The organism is Cryobacterium sp. HLT2-28 (assembly GCF_004402495.1).
GTDB classification, from domain to species: Bacteria; Actinomycetota; Actinomycetes; order Actinomycetales; family Microbacteriaceae; genus Cryobacterium; species Cryobacterium mannosilyticum.
This window is the reverse complement of the sequence record NZ_SOFH01000021.1, coordinates 132,026-146,733: the sequence shown is the minus strand read 5'-3', so window position 1 is coordinate 146,733 and position 14,708 is coordinate 132,026. Positions and strand designations below refer to the sequence as shown.

The following is a 14,708-nucleotide window of genomic DNA, read 5'->3' as shown; positions in this document are numbered from 1 at the left end:
CCGGGGCGCTGGAAGCCGGGACGTGCGCCGCCGGCGCCGCCCGGTGCTCCGCCGGGACGCTGGAAGGCGCCCGGGCGCTGGCCGAAGCCGGTCGGACGCGCCGCCTGGCCGGGTCCACCCGGACGGGGCGCACCGGGGCGCGGCGCCGCCGGGCGCGGGATGTTGCTCGGGGACGTGGTCGAGGCCGGGCGCTGGCCCATGCCCTGTGCGCTGGCGAACGGGTTGTTGCCGGGGCGCGGGCTCGGGGTCTTGCCCATGCCCTGGTTGCTGGCGAAGGGGTTGTTGCCGGGGCGCGCGGACGGCGGCTTCGGAACGGAGACGCCGGGCTTGGCTGCGACCGGGGTCGCGCCGTCCGTGCCGGGTGCCTGGGCATCCGTCACGGGCGCAGCCTCAGCAGCGGCTGCTGCTGCCTTGTCGGCCGCGGCGGCCTTCTCGGCGGCGGCGGCCTTCTCTGCGGCCTGGGCCTGGCGCTCGGCGACCGTCAGCGGAGCGGACGGCATCGGCGGTGCGTCAGCGGCGGGAACCTCGACGGCGACCTCCGCGACCGGGCGCGCGCCCGGCTTGACGGCGAGCTTGGCCGGCGACGGACGTGCGCCGCCCGGCTTCGCGGGTGAAGCGGCGACCGGCGCAGTGCCGGCGGGAGCCGCTGAAGTGGTGGATGCCGCGGTGCCGGTCACACCGTCGGCCTGAAGCGCGGCGCGCAAACGGCGCGCGACGGGGGGTTCAACGCTACTGGACGGTCCTTTGACGAACTCGCCCATCTCTTTCAGTTTCGCAAGGGCTACCTTGCTGTCGACACCGAGCTCAGTTGCGATCTCGTGTACGCGTGGTTTCGCAGCCACAATTCTCCTGTTCCGGGCCTGCACCCGGAAAGGGGCAGACCGTTAGTAACGGACGGGTCTCATTTCGAGCCGCTCATTAGTTATCCATTAGCCAGTTCAGCCTGTTCTCTAGTTGTTTCGCGCCCAAAGACCGGGTCACGCGAAGGGCACGCCCGAAAGCGTGTCGCCGCAGTGCGTCCTGGAAGCACGCGGCGGTGGGATGCAACCACGCACCTCGCCCCGGCAGAGTGGCGGTTTCATCCACCACGAGTTCCGATTCCCGGGCTACAACCCTCAGAAGTGAGGATCGAGGGGCGCGCGAACGGCATCCAATGCACGTTCTAACGGGTTCCATCGTACCCCCTATTCGGTGTCCTCCAGAATGCTGTCCGGCTGGATGTCGATTTTCGCACCCGTGAGCTTGGCCGCGAGGCGGGCATTCTGGCCTTCCTTGCCGATCGCCAGCGAAAGCTGGTAGTCGGGAACGAGGGCGCGGACGGCCTTGATGGACTCGTCGATGACGTAGGCACTGGTGACCTTGGCGGGAGACAGCGCGCTCGCGACGAAGGTGGCCAGGTCGGGCGAGTAGTCGACGATGTCGATCTTCTCGTTGTTGAGCTCGGCGGTGACGGCGCGCACGCGCTGGCCGAGTTCGCCGATGCAGGCACCCTTGGCGTTGACGCCGGGCTCGGTGGCGCGGACGGCCATCTTGGTGCGGTGGCCGGCCTCACGGGCGAGCGACACGATCTCGACGACTCCGCTGGCGATCTCGGGAACCTCGAGCGCGAACAGTCGACGCACCAGCGACGGATGCGTGCGCGAGACCGTGATCTGCGGGCCCTTGAGTCCCTTGCCGACCGCCGTCACGTAGACGCGGATGCGGGAGCCGTGTACGTAGCTCTCGCCGGGCACCTGCTCCTCGGGCGGCAGGATCGCTTCGATCGTGCCCAGGTCGACGTGGATCATGCGCGGGTTGGGTCCCTGCTGGATGATCCCGGCGACGATCTCGCCCTCGCGGCCCTTGAACTCGCCGAGCACTGCGTCGTCGGCCAGGTCCCGCAGACGCTGGTTGATGACCTGCTTGGCGGCGTAGGCCGCAATCCGACCGAAGTCGGTGGGGTTGTCGACGGCTTCGCCGATGACGTTGCCCTCTTCGTCGTGTTCGGGCACAAAAATGTCGACGTGTCCGGACTTGCGGTCGAGTACGACACGCGCTTCCGGCACTTCCTCGACGGCCTTGGAAGCTTCCCCCTGGTGGGTGTGCTTCTGATAGGCCGTGAGAATTGCTTGCTCAATAATCTGCACGAGCTCCTCGAAGGGAATCTCTTTCTCGCGCTCCATTTGCCGCAACACGCTGAGGTCGATGTCCATGGCCGGCCTCCTCTGTTCAGATCTTGCCGCCGCGAAACTGCGCAGCGGGCTCCCCTCTACGGTACCCGACTCCACGGCCTCGCGGCACACGGTGTGGAAGCGGGCGCACGGTGGAACATGCGCCCGCTTCCCGGAACTGAGCCGCGAGCCTAGCCGAAGCTGGCGGCGACATCCGCGACGGCGACCTGGGTGCGCTCGCCCGTGCGACGGTCCCAGAGTTCGACGATGCCGTCCGCGGCCCCGCGGCCGACGATGACGATGCTCGGCACGCCGATCAGTTCGGCGTCGCCGAATTTGACGCCGGGCGACACCTTGCGGCGGTCGTCGTAGAGCACCTCACGGCCGGTGGCCTCGATCGCCGCGACCACAGCCTCCGAGGTGTCGAAGACGACCTCGTCCCGCCCGGTGGCGATCACATGCACGTCGAACGGCGCCACGGTTTCGGGCCAGATCAGGCCCTTCGCGTCGTTGTTGAGCTCGGCGATGATCGCGAGGATGCGGGTGACGCCGATGCCGTAGGACCCCATCGTGACGGTGACGAGCTTGCCGTTCTCGTCGAGCACCTTGAGTCCGAGCGCCTCCGCGTACTTGCGGCCGAGCTGGAACACGTGGCCGATCTCCATCCCGCGGGTGAGCTCGACCGGGCCGGAGCCGTCCGGTGCCGGGTCGCCGGCGCGGACATCGGCGGCCTCGACCGTGCCGTCGACCTGGAAGTCGCGGCCGGCGACCAGCCCGAAGACGTGGCGGCCCTGTTCGTTGGCGCCGGTGATCCACTCGGTACCGTCGACCACGCGGGGGTCGACCAGGTAGCGGATGCCGGTGACCGACTTTTCGCCGAGCACCGCTCCGCTCTTCGACCACGGGCCGATGTAGCCCTTGACGAGTCCGGGGTGCCTGGCCAGGTCGGCTTCGTTGGCGGCCTCGGCCTCGGCCGGGGCGAACGCGACCTCGACCCGCTTGAGGTCGACCTCGCGGTCGCCGGGCAGGCCGATGATGACCAGCTTGCGGGAGCCGTCGGGGTGGGTGAGCGCGAGCACGACGTTCTTGAGCGTGTCGGCCGCGGTCCACTCCCGGCCGTCCGGGCGTGGGTGGGCGTCGTTGGCCCGGTCGACGAGGGTCTGGATCGTCGGAGTGTCGGGGGTGTCGTGCACCTCGGCGGCCGGGATCGGCGCCCAGTCGATGGCGGGAGGGGCCAGCGTGGTGAACGCCTCGACGTTGGCTGCGTAGCCGCCGGCCGAGCGCACGAAGGTGTCTTCGCCGACGGCGGTGGGGTGCAGGAACTCCTCGCTGCGGGATCCGCCCATCGCGCCGGCATCCGCCTTGACGATGACGTACTCGAGGCCGAGCCGGGTGAAGATGCGCTCGTAGGCGTCGCGCTGGGCCTGGTAGCTGCGGTCGAGGCCGGCATCCGTGTAGTCGAAGGAGTAGGCGTCCTTCATGGTGAACTCGCGGCCGCGGAGGAGTCCGGCCCTCGGCCGGGCCTCGTCGCGGTACTTGTCCTGGATCTGGTAGATCGACAGGGGCAGGTCCTTGTAGCTGTTGTAGAGGTCCTTCACAAGCAGGGTGAAGACCTCCTCGTGGGTGGGGGCGAGGAGCAGGTCGCTGCCCTTGCGATCCTGGAGGCGGAACAGGCCGTCGCCGTATTCGTCCCAGCGCCCGGTGACCTCGTAGGGCTCGCGTGGCAGGAGGGCAGGGAAATGCACCTCGAAGGCGCCGGCCGCGGCCATCTCCTCGCGCACGATCGTCTCGATCTTGTTCTTCACCCGCAGGCCGAGCGGCAGCCAGGCGAAGATGCCCGGGGCCTGGCGGCGGATGTAGCCGGCCCGCACGAGCAGGCGGTGGCTGGTGACCTCGGCATCCGAGGGGTCTTCGCGGAGGGTTCGGAGGAAGTAGTTGGACATACGAATAGGCACCCCCCTACTTTACGGCGGCTCAGTTACGGAGAAGCACCCTCGTCGCGCTCGCGAGGGTGTCTTCTCCGCAACGCAACGCGCGGGAAGGGTGCGTCGGGGCGGGAGGGGCTACTTCGAGACGGTGACGACCGGGGCGCCGAGGGAATCCTCGCCGGCAGGCATCTCCGCGGCCAGGCGGTTGGCCTCTTCGATCAGGGTGGCGACGATCTCGTCCTCCGGCACGGTCTTGATGACCTCGCCGCGCACGAAGATCTGCCCCTTGCCGTTGCCGGATGCCACGCCCAGGTCGGCCTCGCGGGCCTCGCCCGGTCCGTTGACGACGCAGCCCATCACGGCAACGCGCAACGGCACGGTCATGCCCTCGAGCCCGGCGGTGACGTCGTTGGCGAGCTTGTAGACATCCACCTGGGCCCGGCCGCAGCTCGGGCAGGAGACGATCTCGAGCTTGCGCTCGCGCAGATTGAGCGACTGCAGGATCTGCAGGCCGACCTTGACTTCCTCGGCCGGGGGCGCGCTGAGCGAGACCCGGATGGTGTCGCCGATGCCCTCGCCGAGCAGGATGCCGAACGCCGTCGCGCTCTTGATGGTGCCCTGGAACGACGGGCCGGCCTCGGTGACGCCGAGGTGCAGGGGCCAGTCGCCGCGCTCGGCGAGCAGCCGGTAGGCCTTGACCATGATCACCGGGTCGTTGTGCTTGACCGAGATCTTGAAGTCGTGGAAGTCGTGCTCCTCGAACAGGCTCGCCTCCCAGACCGCGCTCTCGACGAGCGCCTCGGGGGTGGCCTTGCCGTACTTCTGCATCAGGCTCGGCTCGAGGGATCCGGCGTTGACGCCGATCCGGATCGAGACGCCGGCGGCCTTCGCGGCGGCGGCGATCTTGCCGACCTGGTCGTCGAACTTGCGGATGTTGCCCGGGTTGACCCGCACGGCGGCGCAGCCGGCGTCGATCGCGGCGAACACGTAGCTGGGCTGGAAGTGGATGTCCGCGATGACGGGGATCTGGCTCTTCTTCGCGATGATCGAGAGCACTTCGGCGTCGTCACGGGTCGGCACGGCGACGCGCACGATGTCGCAGCCGGATGCCGTGAGTTCGGCGATCTGCTGGAGCGTCGCGTTGATGTTCGTCGTGGGCGTCGTCGTCATCGACTGGACGCTGACTTGAGCGTCACCGCCGACGAGGACCTTGCCGACCTTGATCTGGCGACTCTTACGTCGCGGAGCGAGAACCTCGGGTACTTTGGGCATTCCCAAATTGATAGCAGCCACGGCCATATCCTAAGTCAGGCAACTGGGAGATGATCCGATTCGGCGGCAGGGACACGCCCCGGCCGTGACCTGGCGCCCGGGCGGCACGGCTACGCTCGGTGGACGACGCATGCCACGGTCCCACGAGGACGGCGCGCGAACACGGTTACACGAAGACGAAGGAGTCATCATGAGCTCGATCGAAGTGGTCATCCTGGCCGGGTCCCGCACTCCGCAGGGGCGGGTGAACGGCCAGTTGGCCGGCCTGAGCGCCGTGCAACTGGGCAGCGCCGCCATCACAGGCGCACTCGACCGTGCCGGGGTGTCCCCCGGCCAGGTCGACTCGGTGCTGATGGGGCAGGTGCTGCAGGCCGGCTGCGGCCAGAATCCGGCCAGGCAGAGTGCGATCGCGGCCGGCATCCCATGGAACGTGCCCGCGATGACGCTCAACAAGGTCTGCCTCTCCGGCCTGGCCGCCGTCGTCGACGCGGCCAGGCTCATCCGTCTGGGCGAGGTCGACGTGGTCATCGCCGGCGGCCAGGAGTCCATGTCCCAGGCCCCGCACCTGCTCCCCGGGTCCCGCCAGGGCTGGCCGTACGGCAGCGTCACCGCGCTGGACCACGCGGCGCACGACGGGCTGACGGATGCCTTCGACGGGCTCTCGATGGGACTCTCCACCGAGCAGGTGAACGGCAGGCTCGGGATCGACCGGCCCGAGCAGGACGCCATCGCAGCCGCCTCGCACCAGCGCGCGGCAGCAGCCGCCCGCGGCGGCCTCTTCGACGACGAGATCACGCCGCTGAGCGTGCCGCAGCGCCGCGGGGACCCACTCCTGGTCACGGCCGACGAGGGCGTGCGCGGCGACAGCACCACCGAGACGCTCGGCCGGCTGCGCCCGGCGTTCACGGCGGACGGCACCATCACCGCCGGGAACTCCTCGCCGCTCAGCGACGGCGCGAGCGCGCTGGTGCTCTGCAGCCGGACCTGGGCGGAGGAACGGGGGCTGGACTGGCTCGCCGTGGTGAAGGCATCCGGCCATGTCGCCGGACCGGACAACTCGCTGCACTCCCAGCCGGCGAACGCGATCACGCACGCGCTCGACCGGGAGGGCTGGGCCGCCGGTGAACTCGACCTGGTCGAGATCAACGAGGCGTTCGCGGCGGTCTCGCTCGAATCGACCAGGGAACTCGGGCTCTCGCCCGAGCTGGTCAACATCCACGGCGGCGCCATCGCGATCGGCCATCCGATCGGCGCCTCGGGTTCGAGGCTGGCGCTGCACGCGGCGCTCGAACTCGCCCGTCGCGGCAGCGGGAAGGCGGCCGTGGCGCTCTGCGGCGGCGGCGGCCAGGGCGAGGCTCTACTGCTCTCGCGCTGACCTGCCGGCGCCCGGTTCGCAGCGCTATTGCGGCGGCGCGGCCGCGTCGTCGGCGCGGTTGGCCCGGAGCACCTCGAGCCTGGCCCGGTACTCGACCTCGTCGATGTCCCCCTGGGCGAACCGCTCGGCGAGGGTCTTCTCCGCGCTGCGGGTGTCCCCGCCGGCCTGCCAGTGCGACGGGCCGCCGGGGAAGCCCGGCCCGCCCGGGTATCCGGGGCCGGCCATTCCGCGCCGCCAGCGGCGGCCGAGCAGTGCGAAGAGGAGTGCGAAGAGCCCGAGGCCGAACAGCGGGATCAGGACCAGCAACCAGATCAGCCCGCCGCCCCAGCCGTGGCCGGGCCCGGGGCCCGGGTAGGCGGCGAGCCCGGTGAGTACCGCGGTCGAAAGCATGATGTGTCCATTCTGTGGAGAGGCCCGGTGCGTTGTTGCCCGGCGGAAGGTCCGCCTGACCGGTATCCCCAGTCTCGCGAGCCGCCCCAGCCGCCGAATCCGCCCCGCGGCGACACTTCGGGTACTCCCCCGGGTGCAGTGCGCCCGCACTACCGGTGCGCCTGCCCTGCCAGGTGCCCGCCCTACCAGCCTCCGATGAGGCCTTCCTCGTAGGCGATGATGACCAGCTGCACCCGGTCGCGAGCGCCGAGCTTGCTCATGATCCGCGACACGTGGGTCTTCGCGGTCAGCGGGCTGAGGAACAGCCGCACCGCGATCTCCGTGTTGGTCATTCCGCGGCCGACCAGGCCGAGAACCTCGCGTTCCCGTGCTGTCAGCGGCTCGAGCGAGGTGTGACCCTGCGGGGCCCGGAGCCCGGACTCCAGCCGTTCGAGCAGGCGCCGGGTGACGCCGGGCGAGAGCAGCGCGTCCCCGGCCGCGGCGACCCGCACCGCCCGGATCAGTTCGGTCGGTTCGGTGTCTTTGACCAGGAAGCCGCTGGCCCCGGCCCGGATCGCCTGGGCGACGTAGTCGTCGAGCTCGAAGGTCGTCACGATCACGATGCGGGTGCCGGCGAGCGCCGCATCCGCTGCGATCCGCTCGGTCGCCCACAGGCCGTCACCGCCGGGCATCCGGATGTCCATCAGCACCACGTCCGGCCGGTGCCGGGTGACCTGGTCAACGGCCTCCGCCCCCGTCGCAGCCTCCGCGACCACGTCGAAGTCGGGTTCCGACTCCAACAGGGCGCGAAACCCGGCCCGGATCAGCTGTTGGTCGTCGGCGATGACGACGCGGATCATCGGGGCCTCCGCAGCGGAAGGCGAGCCTCGACCAGGAACCCGCCGACCGGCATCCGTTCGACCCGCAGGCTGCCGCCGAGCAGTTCGGCCCGCTCCCGCATCCCCAGCAGGCCGCCGCCGGGCATGATCGAGGCATCACCCGGGCGCGTCGTGCCGTCGTCGGTCACGGTCAGCCGTACGTCTGCGCCGTCGACGGCCAGGTGCACGGATGCCGCGCGAGCCCCCGAATGCCGCAACACGTTCGTGAGCGCCTCCTGGCAAATCCGGTACAGGGCGAGCTGGGTGGCGGCCGGCGCTGAGGTCCCCTCCGGGCCGAGCTCGTTCACCAGCTCGACCCGCAGGCCCTGGGCGCTGAAGGACTCGACCAGGGCAGGCAGCCCCGCCAGGTCCGGCTGGGGCGTGCGGGGGGCGTCATCGTCTGCGCCGGATGCGCCGGATACGCCGGAAACGCCCGATACGCCCGATGCACCCGACGGGTCGACGTCGGAGCGCAGGATCCCGAGCACCGTGCGTACCTCGTCGAGGGCGTTCTTGCTCGTGGCCTTGATGCTGGCCAGGGCCTCAGCGGCCTTGCCCGGCTGGCTGTCGATCAGGTGCAGCCCGACGCCGGCCTGCACGTTGATCTGGGACAGCGAATGGGCGAGCACGTCGTGCAGTTCCCGGGCGATCCGCACCCGCTCGCGCTGCTCGGCGGACTGCCGCCGCGCATCCGCCCGGCGACGCAGGTCGTGGATCTGCTCCCGCCGGGTGCGGATCGCCTCGCCGAAACCCATCAGCAGGGCCAGGCCCAGGGTGGTGAGTGCGATCCGGCCCGGCTGCAACGGGATGCCGTAGAGCCCGGCGAGGCCGATCGTGGCCACCCAGACGGCGGCGACCGAGGCGTACACCCAGACCCGGGCGCCGCGCACGATGCCGAGCACGATCGCGAAACCGACCGCGACGTAGGGCAGCCCGATGTCGGGCCGCAGCAGCACGAGCGCGCCGGCGGCCGCGGCGGCGACGGTCACGACGGGGCCAGGGTAACGGCGGGCGCCGATCAGGGCGAGCGGACCGATGAGGGCGAGCACCACGGCGAGGTACCAGCCGGGCCGGAGCCCACCGTGCACGAGTTCCCGGCCGAACACCCGGCCGATCTCCCGGCCGGCGTCGGGGCCGAACTCACGGCCGGAACGGGCGAGGACCGCGACCGCGGGGACCTGCACGAGGAAGGAGACGACCACCGGGATCCACAACCGGGCCGCAGCCGGGATCCGGGCGCCGTAGCCTCCGCCGGGGCGGCCGCGGTCGTGGTCGTACCACGGAGCGTCCGAATCCCAGTGCGGTGGCATGTTCTGATGCTACGACCCGGGCGGGGACGCGGCATCCGCCCGGGGGCCGTCTCCGGCTACTCCCCCGGGAGTAGGCGCGGGAAGCCGGGTCAGCCGAACAAGCTGATCGGCTTGACGATGTCGGCGTAGATCAGCAGCAGGCTCATCCCGCCGAGCACGATCACGACGGCGAAGGTGAGCGGCATCAGCCTGGCGGTGTCGACGGGGCCCGGGTCGGGGCGCTTGAACAGCCGGGCGATCCAGCGTCGCAGGCCTTCCCAGAGCGCCCCGGCGACGTGACCGCCGTCGAGCGGCATCAGCGGGATCAGGTTGAACACGAACAGGGCGATGTTGAGCGAGGCGAGCAGGCCGAGCATGCTGGCGATCTTGCTGTTCACCGGGATGCTGTCGATGCTCGCGATCTCGCCGGCGACGCGGCCGACGCCGACCACGCTGATCGGGCCGTTGGGGTCGCGCTCGCCGGGGCCGAAGGCGGCGTTCGCGATGTCGACCATCCGCTGCGGCAGGTTGGCGATCATGTGCACCACGGCGCCGATGTTGTCGCCGACGGCCGGGAGGACCGCCGTGGCCGGCTGTTGCACGAGTTCGCCTGCCGGGCCGATGCCGACGAAGCCGACCTCCTGGGTGAGCGCCTTGCCGGACTGGTCCTTCTCGACCTTGCCCGCGGCATCCATCACATACCGCTCGGTGAGCTTGGGCGTGATCGTGAGGGTCTGCTTCGCGCCGTCGCGCTCGACGACGAGGGTGAGCGGGATGCCGGGCGAGTTGCGGATCAGGTCGGTGGACTGGGCCCAGCTGTCGATGGCCGTGCCGTTGATGCTGATGAGCCGGTCGCCGGGCTTCAGACCGGCCGCGGCGCCGGGAGCCTTCTCGTCGGACGCCTCGCAGGACTGCCGGGCGCTGGTGGCCGGCAGCACGCAGGCTGAGACGCTGCCGACGGTGGTGCTCGCCTGCGCGGTGCCGAAACCCATCAGCAGCACGGCGAACAGCACGAGCGCGATGAGCAGGTTCATGGTCGGCCCGCCGAGCATGATGATGATGCGCTTCCAGACCGGGAGCCGGTAGAACGCGCGGTGGTCCTCACCCTCACCGATGGTGTCGGCGCTGGACTGGCGCGCGTCGTCGACCAGGGTGGCCAGGGCGTTCGGTTTCTTCTCCGGTGCGCCCTCCTGAACGAGCTGGTTGAAGAAGCCGGTGCTGGAGACCTGGACCTTGCCGCCCTTCTTCGCCGGCGGGAACATCCCGATCATCGAGATGTAACCGCCCAGGGGGATGGCCTTGACGCCGTATTCGGTCTCGCCCTTGCGGCGAGACCACAGTGTCGGACCGAATCCGATCATGTAGTGGGTGACCTTCACCCCGACCGCTTTGGCCGGCAGAAGGTGGCCGATTTCGTGCAGGCCGATGGACAGGGCGAGCCCGATGACGACGATGACGACGCCCAGGAGATACAGCAGCACGGTTTCCACAGTCGTAGATTACCCACTTCAAGCTGCGAAGGCGCTGGCCGTTCCCGGCCCAGGGTGTGGTTTGCTTAACCGTTGGACCTACTAGGAGGACCCCTCTGTCTGAGCCTCGCATTCCCAGCCCGATCGGCGTTCGACTCGCCGACCGGTTCCGCATCGACCGTTTGATCGGAACGGGCGGCATGGCAGTCGTCTACGAGGCGACGGATGTCGTGCTCGGGCGGACCGTGGCGGTGAAGCTTTTCCGCATGGACACCGCCGACGACGCCGGCCCTGAGCGCCAGAGCGGCGAGGTCGCCGTGCTGGCGAGCCTGAACCACTTCGCCCTGGTCACCCTGTTCGACGCCGGAACCGCCGTCATCGAGGGCGTCCCCCGCACCTTCATCGTGATGGAGTTCGTCAACGGGCGCGACCTTCGCAGCCGGATCAACGACGGCCCGGTGCTGCCGGCGGAGGTCGCCGAGATCGGCGCCGACCTGGGCGAGGCCCTGCATTACGTGCACTCTCAGGGAATCATCCACCGCGACATCAAACCGGCCAACGTGCTGCTCGCGCCGTCCGGTTTCCCCGGCCGGGGCATGCACGCCAAACTCGCCGACTTCGGCATCGCCCGGCTGTTCGATGCCACCCACCTCACGAAAACGGGGGCGCTGCTCGGCACCGCCGGCTACCTCAGCCCCGAGCAGGCGTTGGGCGAACCGATCGGACCGCCCAGCGACGTCTACTCGCTCGGCCTCGTCCTGCTCGAGTGCCTGACCGGCGAGCGGGCCTTCCCCGGCTCGGCGATCGAATCCGCGATGGCCAGACTGGCGCGTGACCCCGTCATCCCCGACTTCCTCGGCAGCGGCTGGGCCGAGGTGCTCGGCGGCATGACCAACCGGGTCGTCGAGGAGCGGTTCACCGCCGAGCAGGCCGCCGTGCGCCTGCGGGCACTCGTGGCCGAGCCCGGACCGGCCGCGGATGCGGCGCACTCCGTGCTCGACGACGTCGACGGGACCGAGCTCCTCGAACCCACGGCAGCAACCGTGCTGCTGGAGAAGACCGCGGCCCTCGACAAGACCGCCCTTCTGGAGAAGACCGCCCTTCTTGAGCAGACCGCCCTGCTGGAGAAGACGGCCCTGCTGCCGACACCGTCCTCCGCGACCTCTGACGCCTCCGCGGAGGGTTCCAGGGCCGTTCGGGCGGACGCGCCGACCGAGTTTCTTCCCGCCCGCGGACGAACCGGCTTGACCCGCCCCTCCCCGGCTGCCTCGCCGTCGACCTCGACTTCGACCTCGACTTCGGGCCGGAGACCCACCCGCCGCACGATGGGGGTCGTCGCCGTCGCCGTGGTGCTGGTCGCCCTGGCCGCCATCCTGTTCGCCCCCCGTCTCGCCGCCCCGGCGGCCACGCCCGCGAGCTACCCGGCCGTCGACGGCACCCTCGGCACCCACCTCCGGCAACTCCAGGAAAGCCTCAGACCATGACCATCCGCTCCCGCCTCTCCGCCGGCGTTGTCGCCGCGCTCCTCGTCGCCGCCACCCTGACCGCCTGCTCCAGTGCATCGCCGGACCTGGCGACCCCGACGGCCGACAAACTGCAGTCCGGCGTGCTCGCTGTCAGCACCGCCGCGGCAGCCGGCGACTTCTCCGGGGCGCAGTCCGCCCTCACCGCCGTGCAGGCCGACCTGCTGACCGCCGCCGCGGCCGGGCAGGTTTCGGCCGCGCGGTCCGCCGAGATCCAGTCCGCGATCAACCTCGTGACCGGCGACCTCGCTGACGCGATCGAGGCCAGCCGTCCCACCCCGACGCCCACTCCGACCGAGGACTCGCCGTCGGTTGACAAGGACGGCAACAAGGACAACGGTAAGTGCAAGAAGAACGACGATTGCGGCGACTGACCGCGTGGAGGATGCCATGACCGCCCAACTCGTCGTCGGTGCCGGTCTGATCGGGCGTCCTCTGGCCGAGCGCCTCGCCGCGCGCGGCGACCGGGTCACCATTGGCACCCGGTCCGGCTCCGCGGCCGCGGGGGCCACGGCGATCGTACTGAACGCCGGCGACCGGGAGGCGTTCACCCGTGCCGCCGCCGGTGCTGCGACGATCTTCCTCTGCACGAATCCGCCGTACACCGACTGGGCCACCCAGTGGCCGCCGATGATCGACGCGGCGATCCACGCGGCATCCGCCACCGGCGCGGCCCTGGTCGTGATGGGGAACCTGTATCCCTACGGCTCGCCGACCGGCCCGATGACCGAGCACTCACCGGAGACGACCACGGAGGCCAAAGGCCTCGTGCGGAAGGAGGGCTGGCGGAAGGTGCGCGAGGCCCACGGACGCGGCGAGCTGCGCGGCGTCGAGGTGCGCGCGAGTGACTATTTCGGTCCCGGAGCCACCGGCACGGCCCACCTGGGCGAAACCTTCTTCACCTCGATCCTCGCGTCGAAGACCGCCCGCGCCGTCGGCGCGCCCGGCCTCCCGCACAGCTGGAGCTACCTGCCCGACATCGTCAGCACACTGATCGCCGCCGCCGACCACGACGGGGAGTGGGGCCGGCTGTGGCACGTTCCCAGCGCCGCCGCCAGCCGGATCGAGATCGCGGACCAGGTCAACCGGCGGTTCGGAACGCACGGCAAGGTGGCCGCGTATCCGCAGTGGCTGCTCCGTTCCCTCGGCATGGTGAACCCGATGATGCACGAGATCTGGGCGTCGAGCTACCAGTTCACGGTGCCGTACCTGATCGACTCCACCGAGACCCAGCGCGAGCTCGGGGTGTCGGCCACTGTCTGGGCGGATGCCCTCGCCACCAGCGCGGAGAGCTACCGCCGCTGAGGCCCTCCCACTCGCCCGCCGGCGCGGCGGCGGCGCTCGTCAGCGGGCGAGGAGCTTGTCCGCCGCGGCGCGGGCCCAGTCCTCGGCGGCGGAGAGCGACTCACGGGTGAGCGGGCCGTCCTGCTCGTGCGCCTCGACGACCCGCTGGATGGTGTCGACGATGCCCAGGAAGCCGATGGCTCCGGCGTGGAACGCCGCGACAGCCTGCTCGTTCGCCGCGTTGAAGACGGCCGGGTAGGTTCCGCCGGCCCGGCCGACGTGCTTGGCCAGGTTGACGGCGGGGAACGCCGAATCGTCGAGGGGTTCGAAGGTCCAGTTCTGCGGGACGGTCCAGTCGATCGGGGCCCCGACCGCGGCCACCCGGTTCGGCCAGTCCAGGCCGAGCGAGATCGGCAGGCGCATGTCGGGCGGGGATGCCTGGGCGATCGTCGACCCGTCGATGAACTCGACCATCGAGTGCACGACCGACTGCGGGTGCACGACCACGTCGATGCGTTCGTAGTCCACGTCGAAGAGCAGGTGCGCCTCGATCACTTCGAGGCCCTTGTTCACGAGCGTGGCAGAGTTCGTGGTCACCACCGGCCCCATGTTCCAGGTCGGGTGGGCGAGCGCCTGCGCGGGCGTGACATCTGCCAGCTGGCCGCGGCGACGGCCGCGGAACGGCCCGCCGGATGCCGTCAGCACCAGGCGCCGCACCTCGCCGGCGGTGCCGGAGCGCAGCGCCTGCGCGATGGCCGAGTGCTCGGAGTCGACCGGCACGATCTGGCCGGGTACCGCCAGCGACTTCACCAGGTCACCGCCGACGATCAACGACTCCTTGTTGGCCAGGGCGAGGGTGCGGCCGGCGGACAGCGCCGCGAGGGTGGGACCGAGGCCCACCGAGCCGGTGATGCCGTTGAGCACGACGTCGGCATCGACATCCCGCACCAGCTGTTCGGCCTCGTCGGCGCCGAGGGCGGTCGCGTCGACCTCGAACTCCGCGGCCTGGCGCTCGAGCAGCGCCCGGTTGCTGCCCGCGGAGAGCCCGACCACCTCGAACCTGGTCGGGTTCGCCTTGATGACATCGAGGGCCTGGGTTCCGATCGAGCCGGTGGACCCGAGAATTACTACTCGTCTTCGCACCCTCCCATGCTAGGTGCAGGGTCGGGGA

General features: G+C 70.4%; 14 protein-coding genes. 4 read left to right on the top strand and 10 right to left on the bottom strand.

The genetic code is table 11. From position 1 onward, the window contains the following. From E3O48_RS10785 to ispG, 5 genes are all read right to left on the bottom strand, one after another. A partial coding sequence (locus E3O48_RS10785) for a translation initiation factor IF-2 N-terminal domain-containing protein (protein WP_174774793.1) occupies positions 1-842 on the bottom strand: 842 nt, incomplete at its 3' end. A 76-nt stretch (positions 843-918) separates the two neighbouring features. Continuing rightward, a complete protein-coding gene (locus E3O48_RS10780; protein ID WP_134506273.1) occupies positions 919-1,176 on the bottom strand; it encodes a YlxR family protein in 258 nt (85 codons plus the stop codon). A gap of 8 nt (positions 1,177-1,184) precedes the next feature. Continuing rightward, positions 1,185-2,192 carry a transcription termination factor NusA gene (gene nusA, locus E3O48_RS10775; protein ID WP_134506271.1) on the bottom strand — a complete coding sequence of 336 codons (1,008 nt, stop codon included), beginning with the start codon at positions 2,190-2,192 and terminating at the stop codon, positions 1,185-1,187. Between the two features lie 149 nt (positions 2,193-2,341). After that, a complete protein-coding gene (locus E3O48_RS10770; RefSeq protein ID WP_134538756.1) occupies positions 2,342-4,093 on the bottom strand; it encodes a proline--tRNA ligase in 1,752 nt (583 codons plus the stop codon). A 120-nt stretch (positions 4,094-4,213) separates the two neighbouring features. After that, complete coding sequence (ispG, locus tag E3O48_RS10765) at positions 4,214-5,371, bottom strand: flavodoxin-dependent (E)-4-hydroxy-3-methylbut-2-enyl-diphosphate synthase (RefSeq protein WP_174774791.1); 1,158 nt, start codon at positions 5,369-5,371, stop codon at positions 4,214-4,216. A 169-nt stretch (positions 5,372-5,540) separates the two neighbouring features. Between ispG and E3O48_RS10760 the strand changes: the two genes are divergently transcribed. Continuing rightward, complete coding sequence (locus E3O48_RS10760; protein WP_134538740.1) at positions 5,541-6,725, top strand: acetyl-CoA C-acetyltransferase; 1,185 nt, start codon at positions 5,541-5,543, stop codon at positions 6,723-6,725. A gap of 24 nt (positions 6,726-6,749) precedes the next feature. Here the strand turns inward: E3O48_RS10760 and E3O48_RS10755 are convergent, their stop codons facing one another. From E3O48_RS10755 to E3O48_RS10740, 4 genes are all read right to left on the bottom strand, one after another. After that, a complete protein-coding gene (locus tag E3O48_RS10755) occupies positions 6,750-7,115 on the bottom strand; it encodes a hypothetical protein (protein ID WP_134506265.1) in 366 nt (121 codons plus the stop codon). A 182-nt stretch (positions 7,116-7,297) separates the two neighbouring features. Next, a complete protein-coding gene (locus E3O48_RS10750; RefSeq protein WP_134538738.1) occupies positions 7,298-7,954 on the bottom strand; it encodes a response regulator transcription factor in 657 nt (218 codons plus the stop codon). Beyond that, positions 7,951-9,282 (bottom strand): sensor histidine kinase, encoded by a 1,332-nt coding sequence (locus E3O48_RS10745; RefSeq protein WP_134538736.1) that lies wholly within the window; start codon positions 9,280-9,282, stop codon positions 7,951-7,953. Before E3O48_RS10745 ends, E3O48_RS10750 begins: the two co-directional genes overlap by 4 nt. 89 nt (positions 9,283-9,371) lie before the next feature. Beyond that, positions 9,372-10,751 (bottom strand): RIP metalloprotease, encoded by a 1,380-nt coding sequence (locus tag E3O48_RS10740; RefSeq protein WP_166788675.1) that lies wholly within the window; start codon positions 10,749-10,751, stop codon positions 9,372-9,374. A gap of 56 nt (positions 10,752-10,807) precedes the next feature. On the opposite strand from E3O48_RS10740, the gene E3O48_RS10735 reads away from it, so the two are divergent. From E3O48_RS10735 to E3O48_RS10725, 3 genes are read left to right on the top strand one after another with little or no spacing between them, the layout of a single operon-like run. Continuing rightward, complete coding sequence (locus E3O48_RS10735) at positions 10,808-12,214, top strand: serine/threonine-protein kinase (protein ID WP_255453757.1); 1,407 nt, start codon at positions 10,808-10,810, stop codon at positions 12,212-12,214. Further along, positions 12,211-12,627, top strand: coding sequence for a hypothetical protein (locus E3O48_RS10730; RefSeq protein WP_134538733.1), 417 nt, complete (start codon positions 12,211-12,213; stop codon positions 12,625-12,627). The genes E3O48_RS10735 and E3O48_RS10730 overlap by 4 nt, the downstream gene beginning before the upstream one ends. A 16-nt stretch (positions 12,628-12,643) precedes the next feature. Beyond that, entirely contained in the window at positions 12,644-13,558 is a 915-nt protein-coding gene (locus E3O48_RS10725; RefSeq protein WP_134538731.1) for an NAD-dependent epimerase/dehydratase family protein, read from the top strand. Between the two features lie 39 nt (positions 13,559-13,597). Here E3O48_RS10725 and dxr read toward each other — a convergent pair whose 3' ends face one another. Next, the gene (dxr, locus tag E3O48_RS10720) at positions 13,598-14,680 is read right to left on the bottom strand and encodes a 1-deoxy-D-xylulose-5-phosphate reductoisomerase (RefSeq protein WP_134538729.1); all 1,083 of its coding nucleotides are present in this window, start codon (positions 14,678-14,680) and stop codon (positions 13,598-13,600) included. Positions 14,681-14,708: the final 28 nt, after the last annotated feature.